Annotated in this window: 11 protein-coding genes and 1 pseudogene; 6 read left to right on the top strand and 6 right to left on the bottom strand. The window is 61.5% G+C overall.

Features of this window, described 5'->3' with window-relative positions:
* Positions 1-167 precede the first annotated feature (167 nt).
* The 5 genes from PZN02_RS24550 to PZN02_RS24530 all read left to right on the top strand — a co-directional run bounded on the left by PZN02_RS24550 (position 168) and on the right by PZN02_RS24530 (position 6,617).
* The gene (locus tag PZN02_RS24550) at positions 168-1,448 is read left to right on the top strand and encodes an ABC transporter substrate-binding protein (protein ID WP_280661584.1); all 1,281 of its coding nucleotides are present in this window, start codon (positions 168-170) and stop codon (positions 1,446-1,448) included.
* A gap of 126 nt (positions 1,449-1,574) precedes the next feature.
* Positions 1,575-2,459 carry a carbohydrate ABC transporter permease gene (locus PZN02_RS24545; RefSeq protein ID WP_280661583.1) on the top strand — a complete coding sequence of 295 codons (885 nt, stop codon included), beginning with the start codon at positions 1,575-1,577 and terminating at the stop codon, positions 2,457-2,459.
* On the top strand, positions 2,459-3,310 hold the full coding sequence (locus tag PZN02_RS24540) for a carbohydrate ABC transporter permease (RefSeq protein ID WP_280661582.1): 852 nt from the start codon (positions 2,459-2,461) through the stop codon (positions 3,308-3,310). The genes PZN02_RS24545 and PZN02_RS24540 overlap by 1 nt, the downstream gene beginning before the upstream one ends.
* A 23-nt stretch (positions 3,311-3,333) precedes the next feature.
* A complete protein-coding gene (locus PZN02_RS24535) occupies positions 3,334-4,470 on the top strand; it encodes an ABC transporter ATP-binding protein (protein WP_280661581.1) in 1,137 nt (378 codons plus the stop codon).
* Between the two features lie 14 nt (positions 4,471-4,484).
* Complete coding sequence (locus PZN02_RS24530; RefSeq protein WP_280663228.1) at positions 4,485-6,617, top strand: beta-galactosidase; 2,133 nt, start codon at positions 4,485-4,487, stop codon at positions 6,615-6,617.
* Between the two features lie 111 nt (positions 6,618-6,728).
* Here PZN02_RS24530 and PZN02_RS32170 read toward each other — a convergent pair.
* The 6 genes and pseudogenes from PZN02_RS32170 to PZN02_RS24505 all read right to left on the bottom strand — a co-directional run.
* Positions 6,729-7,037: pseudogene (locus tag PZN02_RS32170) on the bottom strand (SLC13 family permease); the annotation flags it as partial.
* A gap of 485 nt (positions 7,038-7,522) precedes the next feature.
* Entirely contained in the window at positions 7,523-7,759 is a 237-nt protein-coding gene (locus tag PZN02_RS24525) for an Lrp/AsnC family transcriptional regulator (RefSeq protein ID WP_280663227.1), read from the bottom strand.
* A 182-nt stretch (positions 7,760-7,941) separates the two neighbouring features.
* Positions 7,942-8,604 (bottom strand): hypothetical protein, encoded by a 663-nt coding sequence (locus PZN02_RS24520; RefSeq protein ID WP_280663226.1) that lies wholly within the window; start codon positions 8,602-8,604, stop codon positions 7,942-7,944.
* Between the two features lie 231 nt (positions 8,605-8,835).
* On the bottom strand, positions 8,836-9,894 hold the full coding sequence (locus PZN02_RS24515) for an alpha/beta hydrolase family protein (RefSeq protein ID WP_280663225.1): 1,059 nt from the start codon (positions 9,892-9,894) through the stop codon (positions 8,836-8,838).
* 187 nt (positions 9,895-10,081) lie between these two features.
* Positions 10,082-11,155: a helix-turn-helix domain-containing protein gene (locus PZN02_RS24510; protein ID WP_280663224.1), complete on the bottom strand. Its 1,074-nt coding sequence runs from the start codon at positions 11,153-11,155 to the stop codon at positions 10,082-10,084.
* A gap of 282 nt (positions 11,156-11,437) precedes the next feature.
* The gene (locus PZN02_RS24505) at positions 11,438-12,715 is read right to left on the bottom strand and encodes an ABC transporter substrate-binding protein (RefSeq protein ID WP_280663223.1); all 1,278 of its coding nucleotides are present in this window, start codon (positions 12,713-12,715) and stop codon (positions 11,438-11,440) included.
* 194 nt (positions 12,716-12,909) lie between these two features.
* Between PZN02_RS24505 and PZN02_RS24500 the strand changes: the two genes are divergently transcribed.
* The gene (locus PZN02_RS24500; RefSeq protein WP_280663222.1) at positions 12,910-15,432 is read left to right on the top strand and encodes a hypothetical protein; all 2,523 of its coding nucleotides are present in this window, start codon (positions 12,910-12,912) and stop codon (positions 15,430-15,432) included.
* Positions 15,433-15,435: the final 3 nt, after the last annotated feature.

The raw sequence follows: 15,435 nt of genomic DNA, 5'->3' as shown, positions 1-15,435 counted from the left end.
ACTATTGTGCCTGTTCCGAAGTTAGGCTAGCTTTTCTCCATTGGCAATGAGGAGGAGTGTGCGGAGCGCCAATTTCCCGAACTCCGCATGATCGCAAAATTTCTTTCTACGAGGCCTGGGCGCCGCTCGCCCGGGCGTGGCGGAGCTTTGTCCTGGGAGGATATGGAATGGCATCCAACGATTTCATCAAGCTGGTCAGTCGCGCCCCGGCGTCGCGTCGGCAGTTCCTCATCGGCGCGGGAACAGCGCTCGCGGGAATGACGCTCGGCGCTCCGGCCATCGCGCAGAGCAAGGAGATGACGATCATCTCCAATATCGGCAACGCCTCGCAGCGCGAGGTGCTCCAGCGGATTGCGAGCGCGTACGAGAAGGAGAGCGGTGTCAAGGTGGCCATCAACAACATGGATCACGAGGCGCACAAGACGGCCATCCGCAGCTACCTCGTCGTGGGAGCGCCGGACATTTGCTTTTGGTTCTCGGGCAACCGCATGAAGGCATTCGTCAAGCGCGAGCTTTTCGACGACATCTCCGATCTGTTTGAGCGCGAGAACTACAAGAGTGTGCTTGGCCCGGCAGCGGGCGCCGTGACGGTTGATGGAAGGCAATACGGCCTTCCGCTCGGCGGCCTGCTCTGGGGGCTCTTCTACCGCAAGGATGTCTTCGAGGAGAAGGGGTGGACACCCCCGAAGACGCTTGAGGATCTGCTCGCCCTCGGTGAAAAGGCCAAATCCGCGGGCATGATCCCCGTGAGCATGGGAACCAAGGAGATGTGGCCAGCGGCCGGCTGGTTTGACCACATGAACCTGCGCATCAATGGCCTCGATAAGCATGTCGCGCTGATGGATGGTAAAATGTCCTACACCGACCCCGCAATGCTTCCGGTCTTCGACAAGTGGGCGGAATTGATCAATGCCGGGCTGTTCAGCCCAAACGGAACGTCCTTCGGCTGGGAGCAGGCGGCGGCCGCGCTCGCCCAGAAGAGGGCCGCCATGATGGATCTCGCGGGCTTCATCAAGTACGGCTTCCCGGAAGACCAGCAGGACCAGATCGCATTCGCCCCGTTCCCCGAGATCGTTCAGGGCATGGCGCGCTACGAGGATTTCGCGCTGAACTCCATCCATGTTCCGAAGAACGCCAAGAACAAGGAAAACGCGCGCGATTTCCTGGCCTACTTCTACAAGCCGGACAACCTCTCGGCTTTCCTCGAGGCGGAGAGTGCGGTTCCGCCGCGCAATGACTGCCCGCCGAGCAAGGACCCGCTCGTCAATGCGGCGGTCGAGTCGCTGAAGACCGTCGAAGGCTCCGCGCAATACTACGACCGCGACACCGACCCCGACATGGCGCAAGAAGGCCTGAAGGGCTTCCAGGAGTTCATGGTCAAGCCTGATCGGCGCGACCAGATCCTCGAACGCCTCGAAACGACGCGCAAGCGCATCTTCAAGGCTTGAGCCTAACGCGGCCGCTCTCGTCTCCCAAGAGCAGACCGCAACAGGGCAGGGCCGCAGCACAGACCTGTGGTCCTGCCTGCCTCCGGTCAATGAGGCCGGCTTTCGAAGCCTCGCGAGTGATCTTAAATGTCTACCTTCTGGCGAAACCATCGGCATTGCATAGCCCCGACCCTGTTCATCATGCCCGGAGCCTTGCTGTTCGGGGTCGTGATCATCCTGGCGTCCGCGGAGACCATCTGGGTTTCCTTCTTCGACTGGGACGGCGTCGGAGCAAAACAATGGGTGGGGTTGGCGAACTATGCGCAGTTGTTGGACGACCCGCAGTTCCGCGTGTCGCTGAAGAACAACCTGATCTGGCTTGCCATGTTCATGCTTGCGCCGCCGCTGGGTCTGGCGCTGGCACTGCTGCTCAATCAACCCATCCGCGGCATGCGGGTGATGAAGTCGCTGTTCTTCGTGCCCCTGGTGCTGGCGTCTGTCACCGTCGGCGTCGTCTTCACTTGGGTCTATGATCCCACCTTCGGCCTGCTGTCGCTCATCTTCGGCTACTTCGGATCAACGGCCCCGGCGCTGCTATCGGACGAGCATCTCGTCACCTTCGCGGTCGTCGTGGCGGCGCTCTGGCCGCAGGTCGCCTTTTGCCTCGTGCTCTTCCTGGCGGGCCTCAACAATCTGAGCGAAGACCTCATCGGAGCGGGACGCGTCGATGGCGCGCGCGGATGGCCCATGCTGATCCACGTGATCCTGCCGCAATTGCGCGAAGTCAGCTTCATTGCACTCGCGGTAACGATCATTGGCGCATTGCGGTCCTTCGACATGGTGGCGGTAATGACGTCCGGCGGCCCCTTCGGCTCCTCGACGGTCCTCGCCTATCAAATGTACGAGCAATCGATCTTCTCCTACAGGTTCGGTTACGGGGCCGCGATCGCCACCGTGCTCTTCGTGATCATGGCGGTCTTCATCGCCTGGTATCTGCGCACCCTTCTCAAGCCCGAACGGGAGGGCGTCTGATGTATCCAAGGCCCATAGCCGAAGACGCGCCCGTCCGGCGGTTCGTATATGCGTCGATGGTCGTGGTCATTCTCGCCCTGTGGCTCGTGCCGCTGATGGCCGTCATGGCAACGTCGCTCCGGTCGTTCGAGGAGGTGATGGCGGGCAATTACTGGGGTTGGCCAAAGAGCTTCAACTTCATCGAAAACTACATGGCAGTCTTCACGCAGACCGCCATGGCGCGATACTTTCTCAACAGCCTGATCGTGACGCTGCCCTCCGTGCTCGGCGTGCTCGTTCTATCGACGCTCACCGGCTACGTCCTCTCGCGGTACCGTTTCCGCGGCGCCAATCTGATGTTCGCGCTGTTCGTCGGCGGCAACTTTCTACCGGCCCAGATCATGATGATCCCGGTCCGCGACCTCATGGTCTCGATCGGCCTCTACGACACTTATTATGCGCTGATCGTCTTCCACGTGGCCTTCCAGACCGGTTTCGCCACGCTTTTCATGCGCAATTTCATTGCCGCGCTTCCCGACGAACTTTTCCAGGCGGCCCGCGCGGAAGGCGCCTCGCCCTGGCAGACGCTGTGGCACGTCGTGCTTCCGCTGGTCCGGCCGGCGCTTGCGGCGCTTGCGATCCTGACCTTCACCTTCGTCTGGAATGATTATTTCTGGGCGATCGTGCTGACCCAGAGCGACGCGGTGAAACCGGTGACCGCCGGGCTCAACAATCTTCGCGGCGAATGGGTGTCCGCATGGAACCTGGTGGCCGCGGCAACGATCCTGGTCGCGATCCCGCCGGTCGTAATGTTCTTCCTCATGCAGCGCCACTTCATCTCTGGCCTCACGGTCGGTGCGGTCAAGGGCTGAGCAGAATTCAAGGAATCCTTCACATGACGAGCGTTGAACTGATCAGCATCGAGAAACACTATGGCGGCTTTCATGCCCTGAAGGATGTCAACCTGACCATCGAGGAGGGCGAGTTCGTGGTCATGGTCGGCCCGTCCGGCTGCGGAAAGTCGACGCTGCTGAAGACGATCGCGGGTCTTGAGACCACGAGCGCTGGAACGCTCCTCATCAAGGGGCGGGACGTCACCAGGCGCGAACCCGGCGACCGCGGGATCGCGATGGTGTTCCAGTCCTATGCGCTCTATCCGCACATGACCGTCGCCGAAAACATGGGATTCGGCCTCAGGATGGCTAAGCGGCCAAAGGCAGAGATCGACGCGGCTGTCACGAGGGCCGCGAAGATTCTCAGGCTTGAGGAGCAGCTCGAAAAGAAGCCGAAGCAGCTCTCAGGCGGGCAGCGGCAGCGCGTCGCCATCGGGCGGGCGATCACGCGGTCGCCCGACGTCTTCCTCTTCGACGAACCGCTGTCCAACCTGGATGCGGCGCTTCGGACGCAGATGCGGGTCGAGCTTTCGACACTCCACGCCAAGCTCGGATCGACCATGATTTACGTCACGCACGACCAGGTCGAGGCCATGACCATGGCGAGCCGGATCGTCGTCTTGAACCGGGGCAGGATCGAACAGGTCGGAGCGCCGCTCGATCTCTATTCCAATCCCGACAACGTGTTCGTCGCCGGCTTTCTTGGCGCCCCGCGCATGAACTTCGTGGCCGGCCAGGTGACCGAAGTCAGCGGATCCTCTGCCCGGGTCGTCTGCGCCGGCGGGCTCGACGTGGGGTTTGAGGCTCTCGTCGACAAGGTGAGCGTAGGTGAGATCGTCACCCTGGGCATCCGGCCGGAGAGGCTCCGGCTCGATGATGCGGCCGCGCAGATCCGCTTCGCGGGAAGCGTCAGGCTGACGGAATACCTTGGCCGCGAGACGATCGTCTATGTCGATGCGGGACCGCTGGTCACCACCGGATCTGACAGCGGCACCAACGTGTTCACCGTGCAGATCGCCGATATCAAGCCCTTCAACAACGGCAGCGCGGTGTCCCTCGGCTTCGATCCCGCCGACGCCTACCTCTTCGCCGCTGACGGCAGAACCATCACGCCTCCCAAGGCCGTCGCGAAAATCTAAGCAAGGACAAATTCATGAAGCGTACCCCTCCGGCGCCGCTCTCGGTCTGGCGCACCCTCAATCTCGACGATTTCCTCCTCGGCGTGCCGCATTATCCGGAGCATGTCGACGAGAGCTACTGGCTGCGCGATGCAGAGCGCATTGCGGCCGCCGGATTCAACGTGGTCCGGCTTGGCGAATTCGCCTGGCATCTGATGGAGCCGAGGGAAGGGGTGTTCGATTTTTCGCTGTTCGATCGGGCCATCGCCGTGCTCGCCTCGGAAGGCGTGAAGACCATCTTCTGTACGCCGACGGCAACCCCGCCGCGCTGGCTGACCGCAAACTATCCGGAAGTGCTGCGCGTCGATGAAAGAGGCCGAACTGCCACTCATGGCTCCCGCCAGCATGCGGACACCAACAGCCCCGTCTACCGCATGCATAGCCGGCGCATCACCGAGGCCCTGGCGCGCCACTACGCGGATAATCCGAACGTCATCGGCTGGCAGACCGACAATGAGTTGAACACGACCGCTTCGACCTCCTATTCCGAAGCGAGCGAGCGCGAGTTCCGCCGTTATCTCAACGATCGATATGAGACGATCGACAAGCTCAACTTCGCCTGGGGCGGAAACTTCTGGGCGCTTGCCTATCACAGTTTCGACCAGATCACCATTCCGAGGAAGGACAATCCGGGATTTGTCGCGCCCGGGCACATGCAGGACTACCATCGCTTCCTCGCCCATGCGACGGCCGCCTTCCAGCATGACCAGGTTGAGATCCTGCGCAGAGCCAAGCCCGAATGGTTCATCTTCCACAATCTCGGACGGCTCGAAGACATCGACTTCCGCGGCCAGTTCGGTCGGGACCTCGACTTCCTCGGCTTCGACATCTACCCGATGCTCTATGACGAGATGCGCCGGGCGGGCGGCCATCCCGCCACCCAGGCCCTGCATCTCGACGTCTGCCGCGCCTATTCCGGCAACTTCATTGTGCCTGAGCAGGCATCCGGTTTCGGCAGTCAGCCGGGTTTCTCGACCATGACGCCCGAACCGGGCGAGATGCGCCGGATGGCGCTGAGTTCCGTCGCGCGTGGCGCCGATGGCCTCCTCTTCTTCCGTTGGCGTCCGGCGCATTTCGGCGCGGAAATCTACTGGATGGGTATCATCGACCACGACGATGTGCCTCGCCGCCGCTATCAGGAAGCAAAGCAGTTCGCCGAGGACATAGGCAGGATCAAGAAGGACCTCCTCGGCACCACCGTGCGCATGGACGTCGCGATCGCGGGAGCCGACTTCGACAACCAGGAAGCCTACAGGACCTATCCGATGGGCATGCCGAGCCCTCTTGAGGACGGTATGTTGCTCCATCGGTACTGCTATTCGAAAGGGATCGCCTGCGGTTTCATCCATCCCGAGGACGATCTCTCCCATATCAAGGTCCTCTACGTGCCGCACTGGGTGATGTGGAAGCCGGAGTGGAACGAGAACGTCGAGGCCTTCGTCCGCAATGGCGGAACCCTGATCGTCGGCGCCATGACCGGCACCCGCGATGAAAACAACCACATACCGACGGACCTCGCGCCTGGCCCGGGGCTTTCGAAGCTCTGCGGCGTGCGCGTCGAGGAGTTCGGCCGGGTGGCAGAACCGGGTGCCGACGGTCTGTTCGTGCTTCATGGAACCGAGTTCGGCTTTCACAATCCGGCGAAGCGCCTGCCGTCCAGTTCGGCGTCGAGGCCCCACTGTTTCATCCTGGGTAACCGGGAGTACAAGGCGGCACACCTTTACGAGCTTCTCGCGCTCGACGACGACGTCGAGGTTCTGGGGCACTGGTCGAACCGCTTCGCGAGCGGCAGGGCAGCGGTGACGAGCCGGAAGGTCGGCAAAGGCCGGGCCTGCTATGTCGGAACTTATCTGACGGGCTCCCTCGTCGAAGGATTGGTGGATCATGTCGTCGGCGCGGATGTCCAGCCTCTGGTCCCGGACTTGCCGCCTGCCGTGGAGGTCGTCCTACGGGAGGCGGAAGACAGAAAGATGCTTTTCCTGCTGAATTGCGGCGCAGAACCGGTAGAGTTGAGCTCTGTCCCCGCTGGCACGGACCTCCTTTCGGGCAATCCGGTGGACGGCGGACTTGCTCTCGGATCTTATGGTTGTGCGGTTCTGCGCGTGTGAAGAGACACCCAGGCTTGTGTCGACCTGTGGCGGTGCGTCATGCAAACGGGCCGAAAGCAAGATGACGGAGGGAAACAGAAGGGCGAGCCCCTTGCTCACGGAGGGTCTGTCGATCGCGCCCGAAAGCCCGACGAACAGCGGCATCAGGATCGCCGCGCGCGCCGACGTGGAGGGGATGACGAATGCGCTCAACCCAATCACAAGCGTTGCGCCCCAGAAGACCCCTGAGACCGTTCCGCAGCGCGACAGTACGATGCCCACCATGCGCTCGGCCGTACCATTGCTGCGCAGGACCGGTGCGATGATAAAGGCGGCGATCAGAAGCCAGACGATTTCGTTGCCAAGCGTCGCGAAGAGCGCATCCTCATCGACGGCGCCGAAAACAACGAGGGCGAGCGCGCCGGCAAGCGCGACCGGCATGTCGGGCAGCCTCAGCACGACCCAGGCGATCAATGCGCCGACGAAAACCGAAAGGGACAGGCGCGCTTCCAGCGCCAGGCCGTCCATGCAGTAAACGATTGCTAGGACGCAGCCTTCAAGCAGCAGCAGCCCGGCAAGCGAGCGAGCCGACACCGATCTGAGCGGCCATGCCGGTCGTTCGCGGACGGTCGCGGTGATCGGAACGGCAGCCTGTGAAGTCGAAGGCACGCTGTGCAACATCGGTTTGCCCTCCATCGTCGGTTCAGACGGGGGGCAAACGGGCAACCGCGCGGCCTATTCCAGCCGATGTGACACTTTTTTGACAGTTTACGGGTCGTTTCGGTCAGGGCGAAACGACACCCCAAGCGACCATGACAACTTTCACACGAGGAGATTTTGGCCGGTTTGGCCACACAACAGCCGTTGCAAGGAACGGATCATCCCCGGTGATCTTGTCGCATTCGATAACTCGCGGCGCTCTTGGGTCAGTCTCGACCAGGTGCAGCTTGCCCGGCAGTGGCCAGATCCGCAACCATGGCACGGATCTGATAACCGATCGTGCCCGTGTCCACGTCAAGCGTGAAACCGCGGATCACGCCGGCCGCTTCCAGCCGGAGCACCCGCTTCGAGACGCTCGGCGCCATGAATGGCTCGATTGAGCCCGATCCGGCCATTCCCGCATCTTCACCAGTGACGAAGAGGTGGGTGGATGGAAAGTTCACGGTGCCGCCTTCGGTCTGAACGTGAAGAAAGCGCCATATGAGCAGTCGTTTCCGTCCTGCGACTAAATGGCGACTTTGGCTGGTTCAACGGTCGTCTGTGGCTGTGGAACTGCCTCGACGCAGATGTTCGAATCCCACCCGGCCTCGGCAACTCGCCAAGGTGGTGGGCATCCCATAGCCGCTCAACCTTCCAGCAAGTAATCCGCCAAGCTGTAGCAGTGGCTTGCCTGGTAGGCGTTCCGACCCCGGTTCATGTGCGTCAGATTGAATCTCCGAATGGCGCGCAACACGTGGCGGGTCGCGAGGAATTTGTGGATCGAGGCGGAGCCCCGTACATTTATGCCAAAAATGTCCTCGCCGCGCGGGAAGAAATAGCCGACGTCTTCTGGCGTCGTGACGCAGTGCTCGAGAAAAGGTTCGTCCAAATGGCCCCGCGCGGGTGAATGGTCCGTGGTGAAATCCGAAAGATGCACCAGGAATCTTGCACGGATGCCCTCGCCGTCCGCATAGAGCGTGAAAAGCTCCATCCAGCTCGCATTAACGCGGACAAGCGGCTTGTCGGAAGTCGACGGCAGACAAGAAACCGACCAGTAGTGACGCTCGGATTTGCGCGGGATGGGGATGCAGTTTTGGCCGTAGAGCCTGAGAATCTCCAGAACTTCTTGTGCTTGCGGGCGACGAAGCAGCTTCTGAAATCGCGCGACGTACTTGAACCGCAGTTCCATGGACTCCGAGCGCTCGTCGGCATCACGCAAGTTCGTCTTGCCTTCTATCCAATTGCGCTGCTGCTCAAGATTCAGAAATTGGCGCAGACCAGTGCTGCTGCGGCGAGGAGTCGTGCTCATGTCAGGTGCCCTTATCACCTCGGTCTCGACGTACGTGATGGCTCAGCTCAGGCCGCTCGCGCCGAGACCTCCGGCGTAATAGGCATTCGGATCGGTCACCATGCGAAGTCCTCGGTCCGGGTACAGTTTGCGGTTGTGCCAGCAATTTGAGGCCCGCCGCAGAGCCTGTAAAGGGGGCAAACACTTCGGGCGTTCGCGTCGGCTTCGGCTTTCCTTCGGTCCTCGTACAGCTCAGGGGAGCGGTTTCAATGCTCTACTGAAAGCATCAATGACCATATGGATCATTTGTGCATGGATTTCGCTGCGAGAACGTCCACCGCCGTCCGTGCAGATCGGATCGCCTACCTTTTCAGATTCAGCGATCTCGGCCGCACCGGGTTTGCATTCGGCAAACATACTATAATGGCTCGCGTCTTCGATCGTGAAATATCTTGCATTTGGGATGGCTTCAGCAATTTTGGCAGCCTGCGCAGTTAGAGGAATTTTTCCGGGTTGACCCAGGTTTACGAGATCGACAGGAATTGAGGTTCGGGAAAAGGTACCGAATTCGAAGACGTCGACGGGCGCAGGATCAATTGCCATCGCAAATTTGATGCGCGTATCTTCATTGTCGCGGTCAGCCGACGTTAAATCCATAGTGTGCAAATCGACGCCGCTCTGCCTGACCCACTCACAAAGAGAATGGTTGAGCGCGTTCGTATCGCAATAGCTCGCTAATCGTTTGGGGTCGATGCGGGCGCCAGCTATTGCCAACGCCGTGCTGCCGCCCATTGAAAGCCCCAGCATCCCTACCTTGTTCAGTTCAACGTGCTCTTTGAACAAAGCGTCCTCGCCCATCGCGTTCAAGGTCTCGGTGATATCCATCGGTCGCAACCAAAGCTTCATCGTTTCCGCTGCGGACTTGGTTGAACCTGTGTTTCCGGGATGGGTAGGGGCAGCAACGATGAATCCCTGTTTCGCCAGAGGCACAGCAATCCAGCTTAAGGCTTGTGGGTTTCCTGCCAGACCAGCGCCATGGGAAAGCAATACCAGGGGGAGTTTTCGATCTGAGAGGGGGGCGTCGAGCATGGCGGGCGTCCCCACAAAAAAGACGCTCTCACCAAGCGTGACAGCTTTACCACCTGACTCCGCCGGGTACCAAACCGTCACGGCGACATCGCTGCCCCGCTCTTTAGACGGAGCCGCGATCTCACGCACACCGACGTCGTTGGCAAAGGCTGACTGTTGCGCCATCAACATCGACGAAACGGTTGTGCAAAGCATAGCCGCGATTTTCATCGAGAGTTTCATTGGTTTCCTCTTGTGCTCTTCATCCTGATCACGCGTGCTGCATACGGACTGATGCCGCTCGGATAGACGTGACCTTCAGGCTCAAGATCGACCGGAATCCAGGCTGACTCGACCTAGATCGCGATCTCGGGCGTCCGAGGTCGCGATCTAGGTCGTTTCTCGCAATGACCTTTGCCCGAGGTGGGGACTAGGAGGAGGCAGGGACTTCAGTCTGCGCCTTGGATGCAGCAGGTGTTTCGCCATCGGCGCGGCGATAGGCGCTCGGGGTCATGCCCGTTATGCGCAGGAACTCGCGGTTGAAATTCGACTTCGTGCCAAAGCCCGATTCCAGCATAATAACTGTCACCGGATCAGGTGTTGCAATCAGCCGTCGCTTCGCATCGCCGACCCGGTACTCGTTCACGACCTGGGAGACGTTGCGGCCGTGAACGCGGTTCAGAGCACCAGAAATCTGTCTTGCCGGTATACCTGCACGCCGGGCAAGGCGTTCAAGGGTCAGGTCCGCATCGCGATAGAGATGCTGCTCCCTCATCAGGGTATCAATCCGGTCTATTATCGCCGCATCCTCTTCGGTGCTTGAAGCGGAAGGAAGGGATCGAGGTCCGGAGGTGGCAACGGCGAAGATCTCTTCCGTAGCGTTGGAGCCCATGTGGGGGCGAGCATCGTCTGCGACCGTAGCGGCGTACCCGGCGACTGCGAGCCATAGGACACTGGCAACGGTCAGCAGCGTTTGGGCCCGCTGACCCTCACCCAGGAAGAAATCCAGCGATATTGTTGCGTCGATAAACGCCGTCAGAACCAACAAAGCCGCCATTGCGACCAGCGCTTTATGCGCGGTCCACTCATCGCTGATACGTGCCGCGGCAAGTGCACCTGGCCCCTGCCGCGCCACTCGTAACAGGGCAAGGCCGTATCCGAGGCACGTCGCAAAAAGAACGAGATCGATTGGCGCGCGCCAAAAGGCCACAAGACCTGCTACGACGCTCGCCGGTATCAGGTGCAGCCATAGGCCTGAGAATTTCGCGACGTTATTGCGACGAAGTTGATCGAAGGCCGCAAAGGAGAGCGCAGGCAGGAGCGCCGCCAGGATCGGCTGGATAAAGCGTGCCGGATACCAACCGATATTCCAGTTCAGTCCCGACAGAACCGCTTGAATGGCGAAGGTCGCGACGAGCAGCGGAAACAGCCCGAGCTTCCATCCTTCCTGTCGGATCATCCGCACGAGGATAAGGCAGAGAACGAGGGAAACGACGAATGGCAACGGTATCCAAGGCATACACGACCATTATCACGTCAAGGTCTCGTAGTCGCAGCCCATGCGTCATCTAGGAGTCGCAAAATTCCCGAGTCTTGAACTGGTTTTGCGTCGGACTTTCGCAACGACGCAGAATAGGGAGTTCAGCGACCGCTGCAATGACCGGTGTTGAGACCGCCAATGTTGATCAGCCCATTCGCGCCGTTCCTGCTCTGAGCGCGGGACGACGTGCCCGCCGATCGGGCACGTCGTCCAAGCCTGGGAGGGGCTTTGTAAGAGTGGGCCGCTTTACTGCGACGCCCGGGCTTCGTTGATCTTGCGGACGTCGTCCTCCAGGACCTTGTAGGTTTCCTCCAGCGACAGTTCACCGACGATCAACTGGCTCATGCGCTGCACGATTTGCTGGTACAGCGCCGAGCCACCCTTCTGCCGCTCGAAGTCGAGCGCCGCCTGCGGCGCATTCTTCCTGTTGGCCAGGAAGACCGCCATGGACTCCTTGGCGTCATCGCTTGAAAGCTTGTACTGCAGGTCCTTGATCTCGGCGCCGGTCAGGATGACAAAGTTCTCCGCAATCTCACGCTGGATCTTTTCGGAGCCGAGGAACTCGATGAACTCGGCAACCGCCTCGGGATGCTTCGTGCGCTTGAAGCCGACGATCGCGGTTGCGCCCGGCATGGCGAAGCAGCCGGCATCACCGCAAGGCGCATTGATCGCCGTCCAGTCGAAGGCGTCGCCGATCTTGGTCTGGAACGGATTGACCATCCAGTTGCCGGCAATATACGTCACGACATTGCCGTTGACGAACTCGTCGCCCATGTTCTTGTACTGCGATCCGCCGGCCGCACCCCACATCTCCTTGGGGAAGCTGCCGTCCTCGGTCCAGGCATGGAGATCGGCGATGTATTTCTTTGCCGCCTCGTCCGGGAAGCTGAACTTGCCGTCCTTCACATAGGTCGCGCCATAGGAGAAGGCCGCGCCCGAGAAGCGGTGGCCGGAGCGGTCCATGGTGAACGGGATTTGCACGCCCGTCGCCTTCGCCACCCGGGCCGAGGCCTCGACGATCTCCTTCAACGTCGCGGTCGGGCCGGGAAGCGGCTCACCCGCCTGCTCGAACAGCGTCTTGTTGACGAAGGGCAGATTGAACGTCTGGGATGCCACGTAGCCGCTGATGGAATTCGGATCATTGATGCCCGGCAGGCGCAGTTGCTCGAGGCTTGCGCCGTGCAGCTTGGCGAAGGCATCCGGATCCTTCATGTGGGGGCGCATGTCGAGGTAGTAGGGCGCGAGCTGCCAGTCGGTGATCTTGGCGAGGTCCGGCCCCTCGCCGACGGCCAGTTGCACCGGCAGCTGCTTGGCGACGGCATCATAGCCTGACGAGACGAAATTGACCTTCACATCCGGATGAGCGGCCTCGAACTCCTTGCTGAGCTCAGCCATGCGCTGGACATAGCCCTGGTCGTCATCCGTGAACAGGAATGTGATCGTCTTGGTTTCGGCCTGGGCCGAAGCCGCTCCGACCAGGCCGACGAATACAAGCGCGCTCACGCCCGAAAAAAGCTTCGACATGTGTATCCTCCGAATGAAAATATTTTCATAACTCGAACCGGAGCTCCTCTCCCAAATTCGATCTCTATTTTTTGCGGCTTGACAGCTAAAACGTCAAGCTGTTTGTTGTGCTGGAATTCAGAGGGGGCGTGCCATTTGGTATGACTTCGCAACGGATATGAAAATATTTTCATGCGATCGACGGGAGGCGATCTATGAAGCGCAACTCTGCGATGGCTGCGGCCTCTTCCGATCCAACCCACGAAGTTTCGAAGGGCGAGACGATCACCGCGTGGATCGTGTCCGGGCTAATCAGTTCCGACTTTCCCGGCGTCGCCGCACCGGCGGAGGACCGCGTCAATTACCGCTTCATCAACGGCTTCGTCGATGTCGGCGACCTGCCTTGCCGCAAGGCCTTCTGGGCCGAGATGGTCGGCCGCGCGATCGCACCCGAAAGCGCTTGGCCGGCGGCGCATCTGAACCTTCCGGGCTCCAACCGTCGCGTCGAGTTCACCAGCTTCTGGCATGTGCCAACCCATGTCCGGCGGTGGCTCAAGGGTACGTTCCGAAGCGAGGCCCCGCGCAGGCTGAAGCTCAGGCTCAGGACCTGCGGCGGCGTGCGCATCTGGGTGAACGGCGTCGAGCAGGTGCGCTTCGAGCCGTTCCGGCGCAACGTCGAGAGTGTGTCCGACGTGACACTCGACTTGAGGGCCGGCGACAACCACATCCTGCTCCACTCGGAAGACCTCGCCGAAAGGGACACGATCTGGTTCTTCGAGCTCGAGCTTCTGGACGAGGCGCCGCTGACCGTCGTGCTGCCGGTGCCGCTCGACCGCCATGAGGTCGCCCGGCTCGCAGCACTCGCCCGCGACGTCCGGCCGAGCCGCGACGTCTTCATCATGGAAGCGCTCGAAATCGTCTTCGATGCCGCACCGGGCAACGAGCTGCCGGTCGCCGTCGAAGTCTATAGCCACGGCCACGACCGGGCCGTGCTGGCGCGGGCCGAAGCGACGCTCGGCGCAGCCGAGACCCGCCTCGTCATCCCAGAAACGCTCGGCATTCCGGACGGCTACCACGGCGTGCGGTTGATGATCGGCTCCGGGGCGGGCACGGTCACCCGTGTGATCGACGCGGCATTCCTGAGCACGCTGTCGCCGGGCGTGACGGCTGCGACGATCGCTGAGCGGAAGCGGGCGGCGCTCGCCTTCAGCGCGCGTCATGGCGCAGAGCGCATCGGTCGCGTGCTCGCCATGGTCGCCTCGGGCAGCGATGATTGCGCGACGATCGAGCGTATCATTGCGGCGACCCTCAATTCGATTGACCGGCGCGAGGACTGCTCGGACTTCGTCATGGTACCGCTTCTCTGGCTCGCCCGTGCCTATGGCCGGGACCTGCCGCAGGAGACCATCGAGAGGATCCGGACATCGGTTCTCAACTATCGCTATTGGGTGGACGAGCCCGGCAATGACGTCATGTGGTTCTGGAGCGAGAACCACGTTCTCTGCTTCCACGTGAGCCAGTTGCTTGCCGGCGAGTTGCTGCCGGATGCGGTCTTCGAAGCCTCGGGCAGGACCGGCAGGGAGCAGGCAACGCTGGCGACGGCACGCCTTGCCCGCTGGTTTGACGCCGTCGAGGCGCATGGACTGGCGGAATGGAACTCGGCCGCCTATTACCCGATCGATTTCATCGGCCTGCTCGCGCTCGAACACTGGGCCGAACCCGAACTCGCGGAGCGCGCCCGGGGCCAGCTCGACCTGATCTTCGAAATGATGGCGCTGCATACGCTCGGCGGCGTGCCGGCGGGCTCGCAGGGCAGGGCATACGACAAGGAATTGCGCGCCGGCCCACTGACCGAGCTTGCCCCCTTTGCTGCCGTCGCCTTCGGCGAGGGCTGGCTGAATGGCGGCGTGGCCTCGCTGCCGATGTTCTGCTGTTCGGACTACATCCCGCCCGCCCAACTCGCTCGCCTCGCGAGGCTGGAGCCCGGCCGCGCCGTCGAGGCCCGTTATGCGCAGGGGCTCGATGCCGCCAAGCTCATCCTTTTCAAGAACGAAGCAGCCCAGCTTTCGACCGTCGTCGATCACAAGACTGGTTCGAAGGGACACCAGCAGCATGTGATGGACATGCGCCTCTCCGGACATCCAATGGCACGGCTATGGGTGAACCACCCCGGCGAGGACGATCCCTGGGGCACGCAGCGGCCGTCCTATTGGGCCGGCAGCGGCATCCTCCCGCGGGTCGCCCAGCACCGGGATCTCGCGCTGATGATCCTCGATACCAAAGATCATCGCAACGGCTGGACCCACGCCTATCTCGGGCGCGACGGCTTCGACGAGATCGTGCTCGATGAGGGGTGGCTGATCGTCCGTTCGGGCGCCGGCTTTGCAGCACTTCACGCCACCAACGGCCTCACCATGGTCACGCAGGGTGCCACCGCGGGGCGGGAAATCCGTTCCGAAGGCCAGCGCTGCGGCTGGATCGCCGCCGTCGGCTGCGGTGACGGCGACGCTTTCGACGGCTTCCGCAAGCGGATCCTCGCCGCCAAGGTCGCCTTCGACACCGGTCGGCTCCTGCTCTCGATCGCGCCGCCGGATCGGCCGGAAGTGCGGCTCGCCCATGACGGCGTCTTCTCGATCGGTGGCCGGCCGCTCGCCTTCGACCACAGGCAGCCGAAACCGGAAATCACCTTCGACAGCGCCGGTCCCGCCAGTGGCGCGGATCCTCTCTTCTATTCATGAGTG

Origin of the sequence: Sinorhizobium garamanticum (assembly GCF_029892065.1) — a bacterium.
Classification (GTDB): Bacteria; Pseudomonadota; Alphaproteobacteria; order Rhizobiales; family Rhizobiaceae; genus Sinorhizobium; species Sinorhizobium garamanticum.
This window is presented reverse-complemented; position numbering and strand designations above follow the sequence as displayed.

Bases quoted from the DNA above. Each gene is read 5' to 3' on its own strand.
- PZN02_RS24550 (WP_280661584.1), top strand. From the start codon at position 168: ATGGCATCCAACGATTTCATCAAGCTGGTCAGTCGCGCCCCGGCGTCG.
- PZN02_RS24545 (WP_280661583.1), top strand. From the start codon at position 1,575: ATGTCTACCTTCTGGCGAAACCATCGGCATTGCATAGCCCCGACCCTG.
- PZN02_RS24540 (WP_280661582.1), top strand. From the start codon at position 2,459: ATGTATCCAAGGCCCATAGCCGAAGACGCGCCCGTCCGGCGGTTCGTA.
- PZN02_RS24535 (WP_280661581.1), top strand. From the start codon at position 3,334: ATGACGAGCGTTGAACTGATCAGCATCGAGAAACACTATGGCGGCTTT.
- PZN02_RS24530 (WP_280663228.1), top strand. From the start codon at position 4,485: ATGAAGCGTACCCCTCCGGCGCCGCTCTCGGTCTGGCGCACCCTCAAT.
- PZN02_RS24520 (WP_280663226.1), bottom strand. From the start codon at position 8,604: ATGAGCACGACTCCTCGCCGCAGCAGCACTGGTCTGCGCCAATTTCTG.
- PZN02_RS24515 (WP_280663225.1), bottom strand. From the start codon at position 9,894: ATGAAACTCTCGATGAAAATCGCGGCTATGCTTTGCACAACCGTTTCG.
- PZN02_RS24505 (WP_280663223.1), bottom strand. From the start codon at position 12,715: ATGTCGAAGCTTTTTTCGGGCGTGAGCGCGCTTGTATTCGTCGGCCTG.
- PZN02_RS24500 (WP_280663222.1), top strand. From the start codon at position 12,910: ATGAAGCGCAACTCTGCGATGGCTGCGGCCTCTTCCGATCCAACCCAC.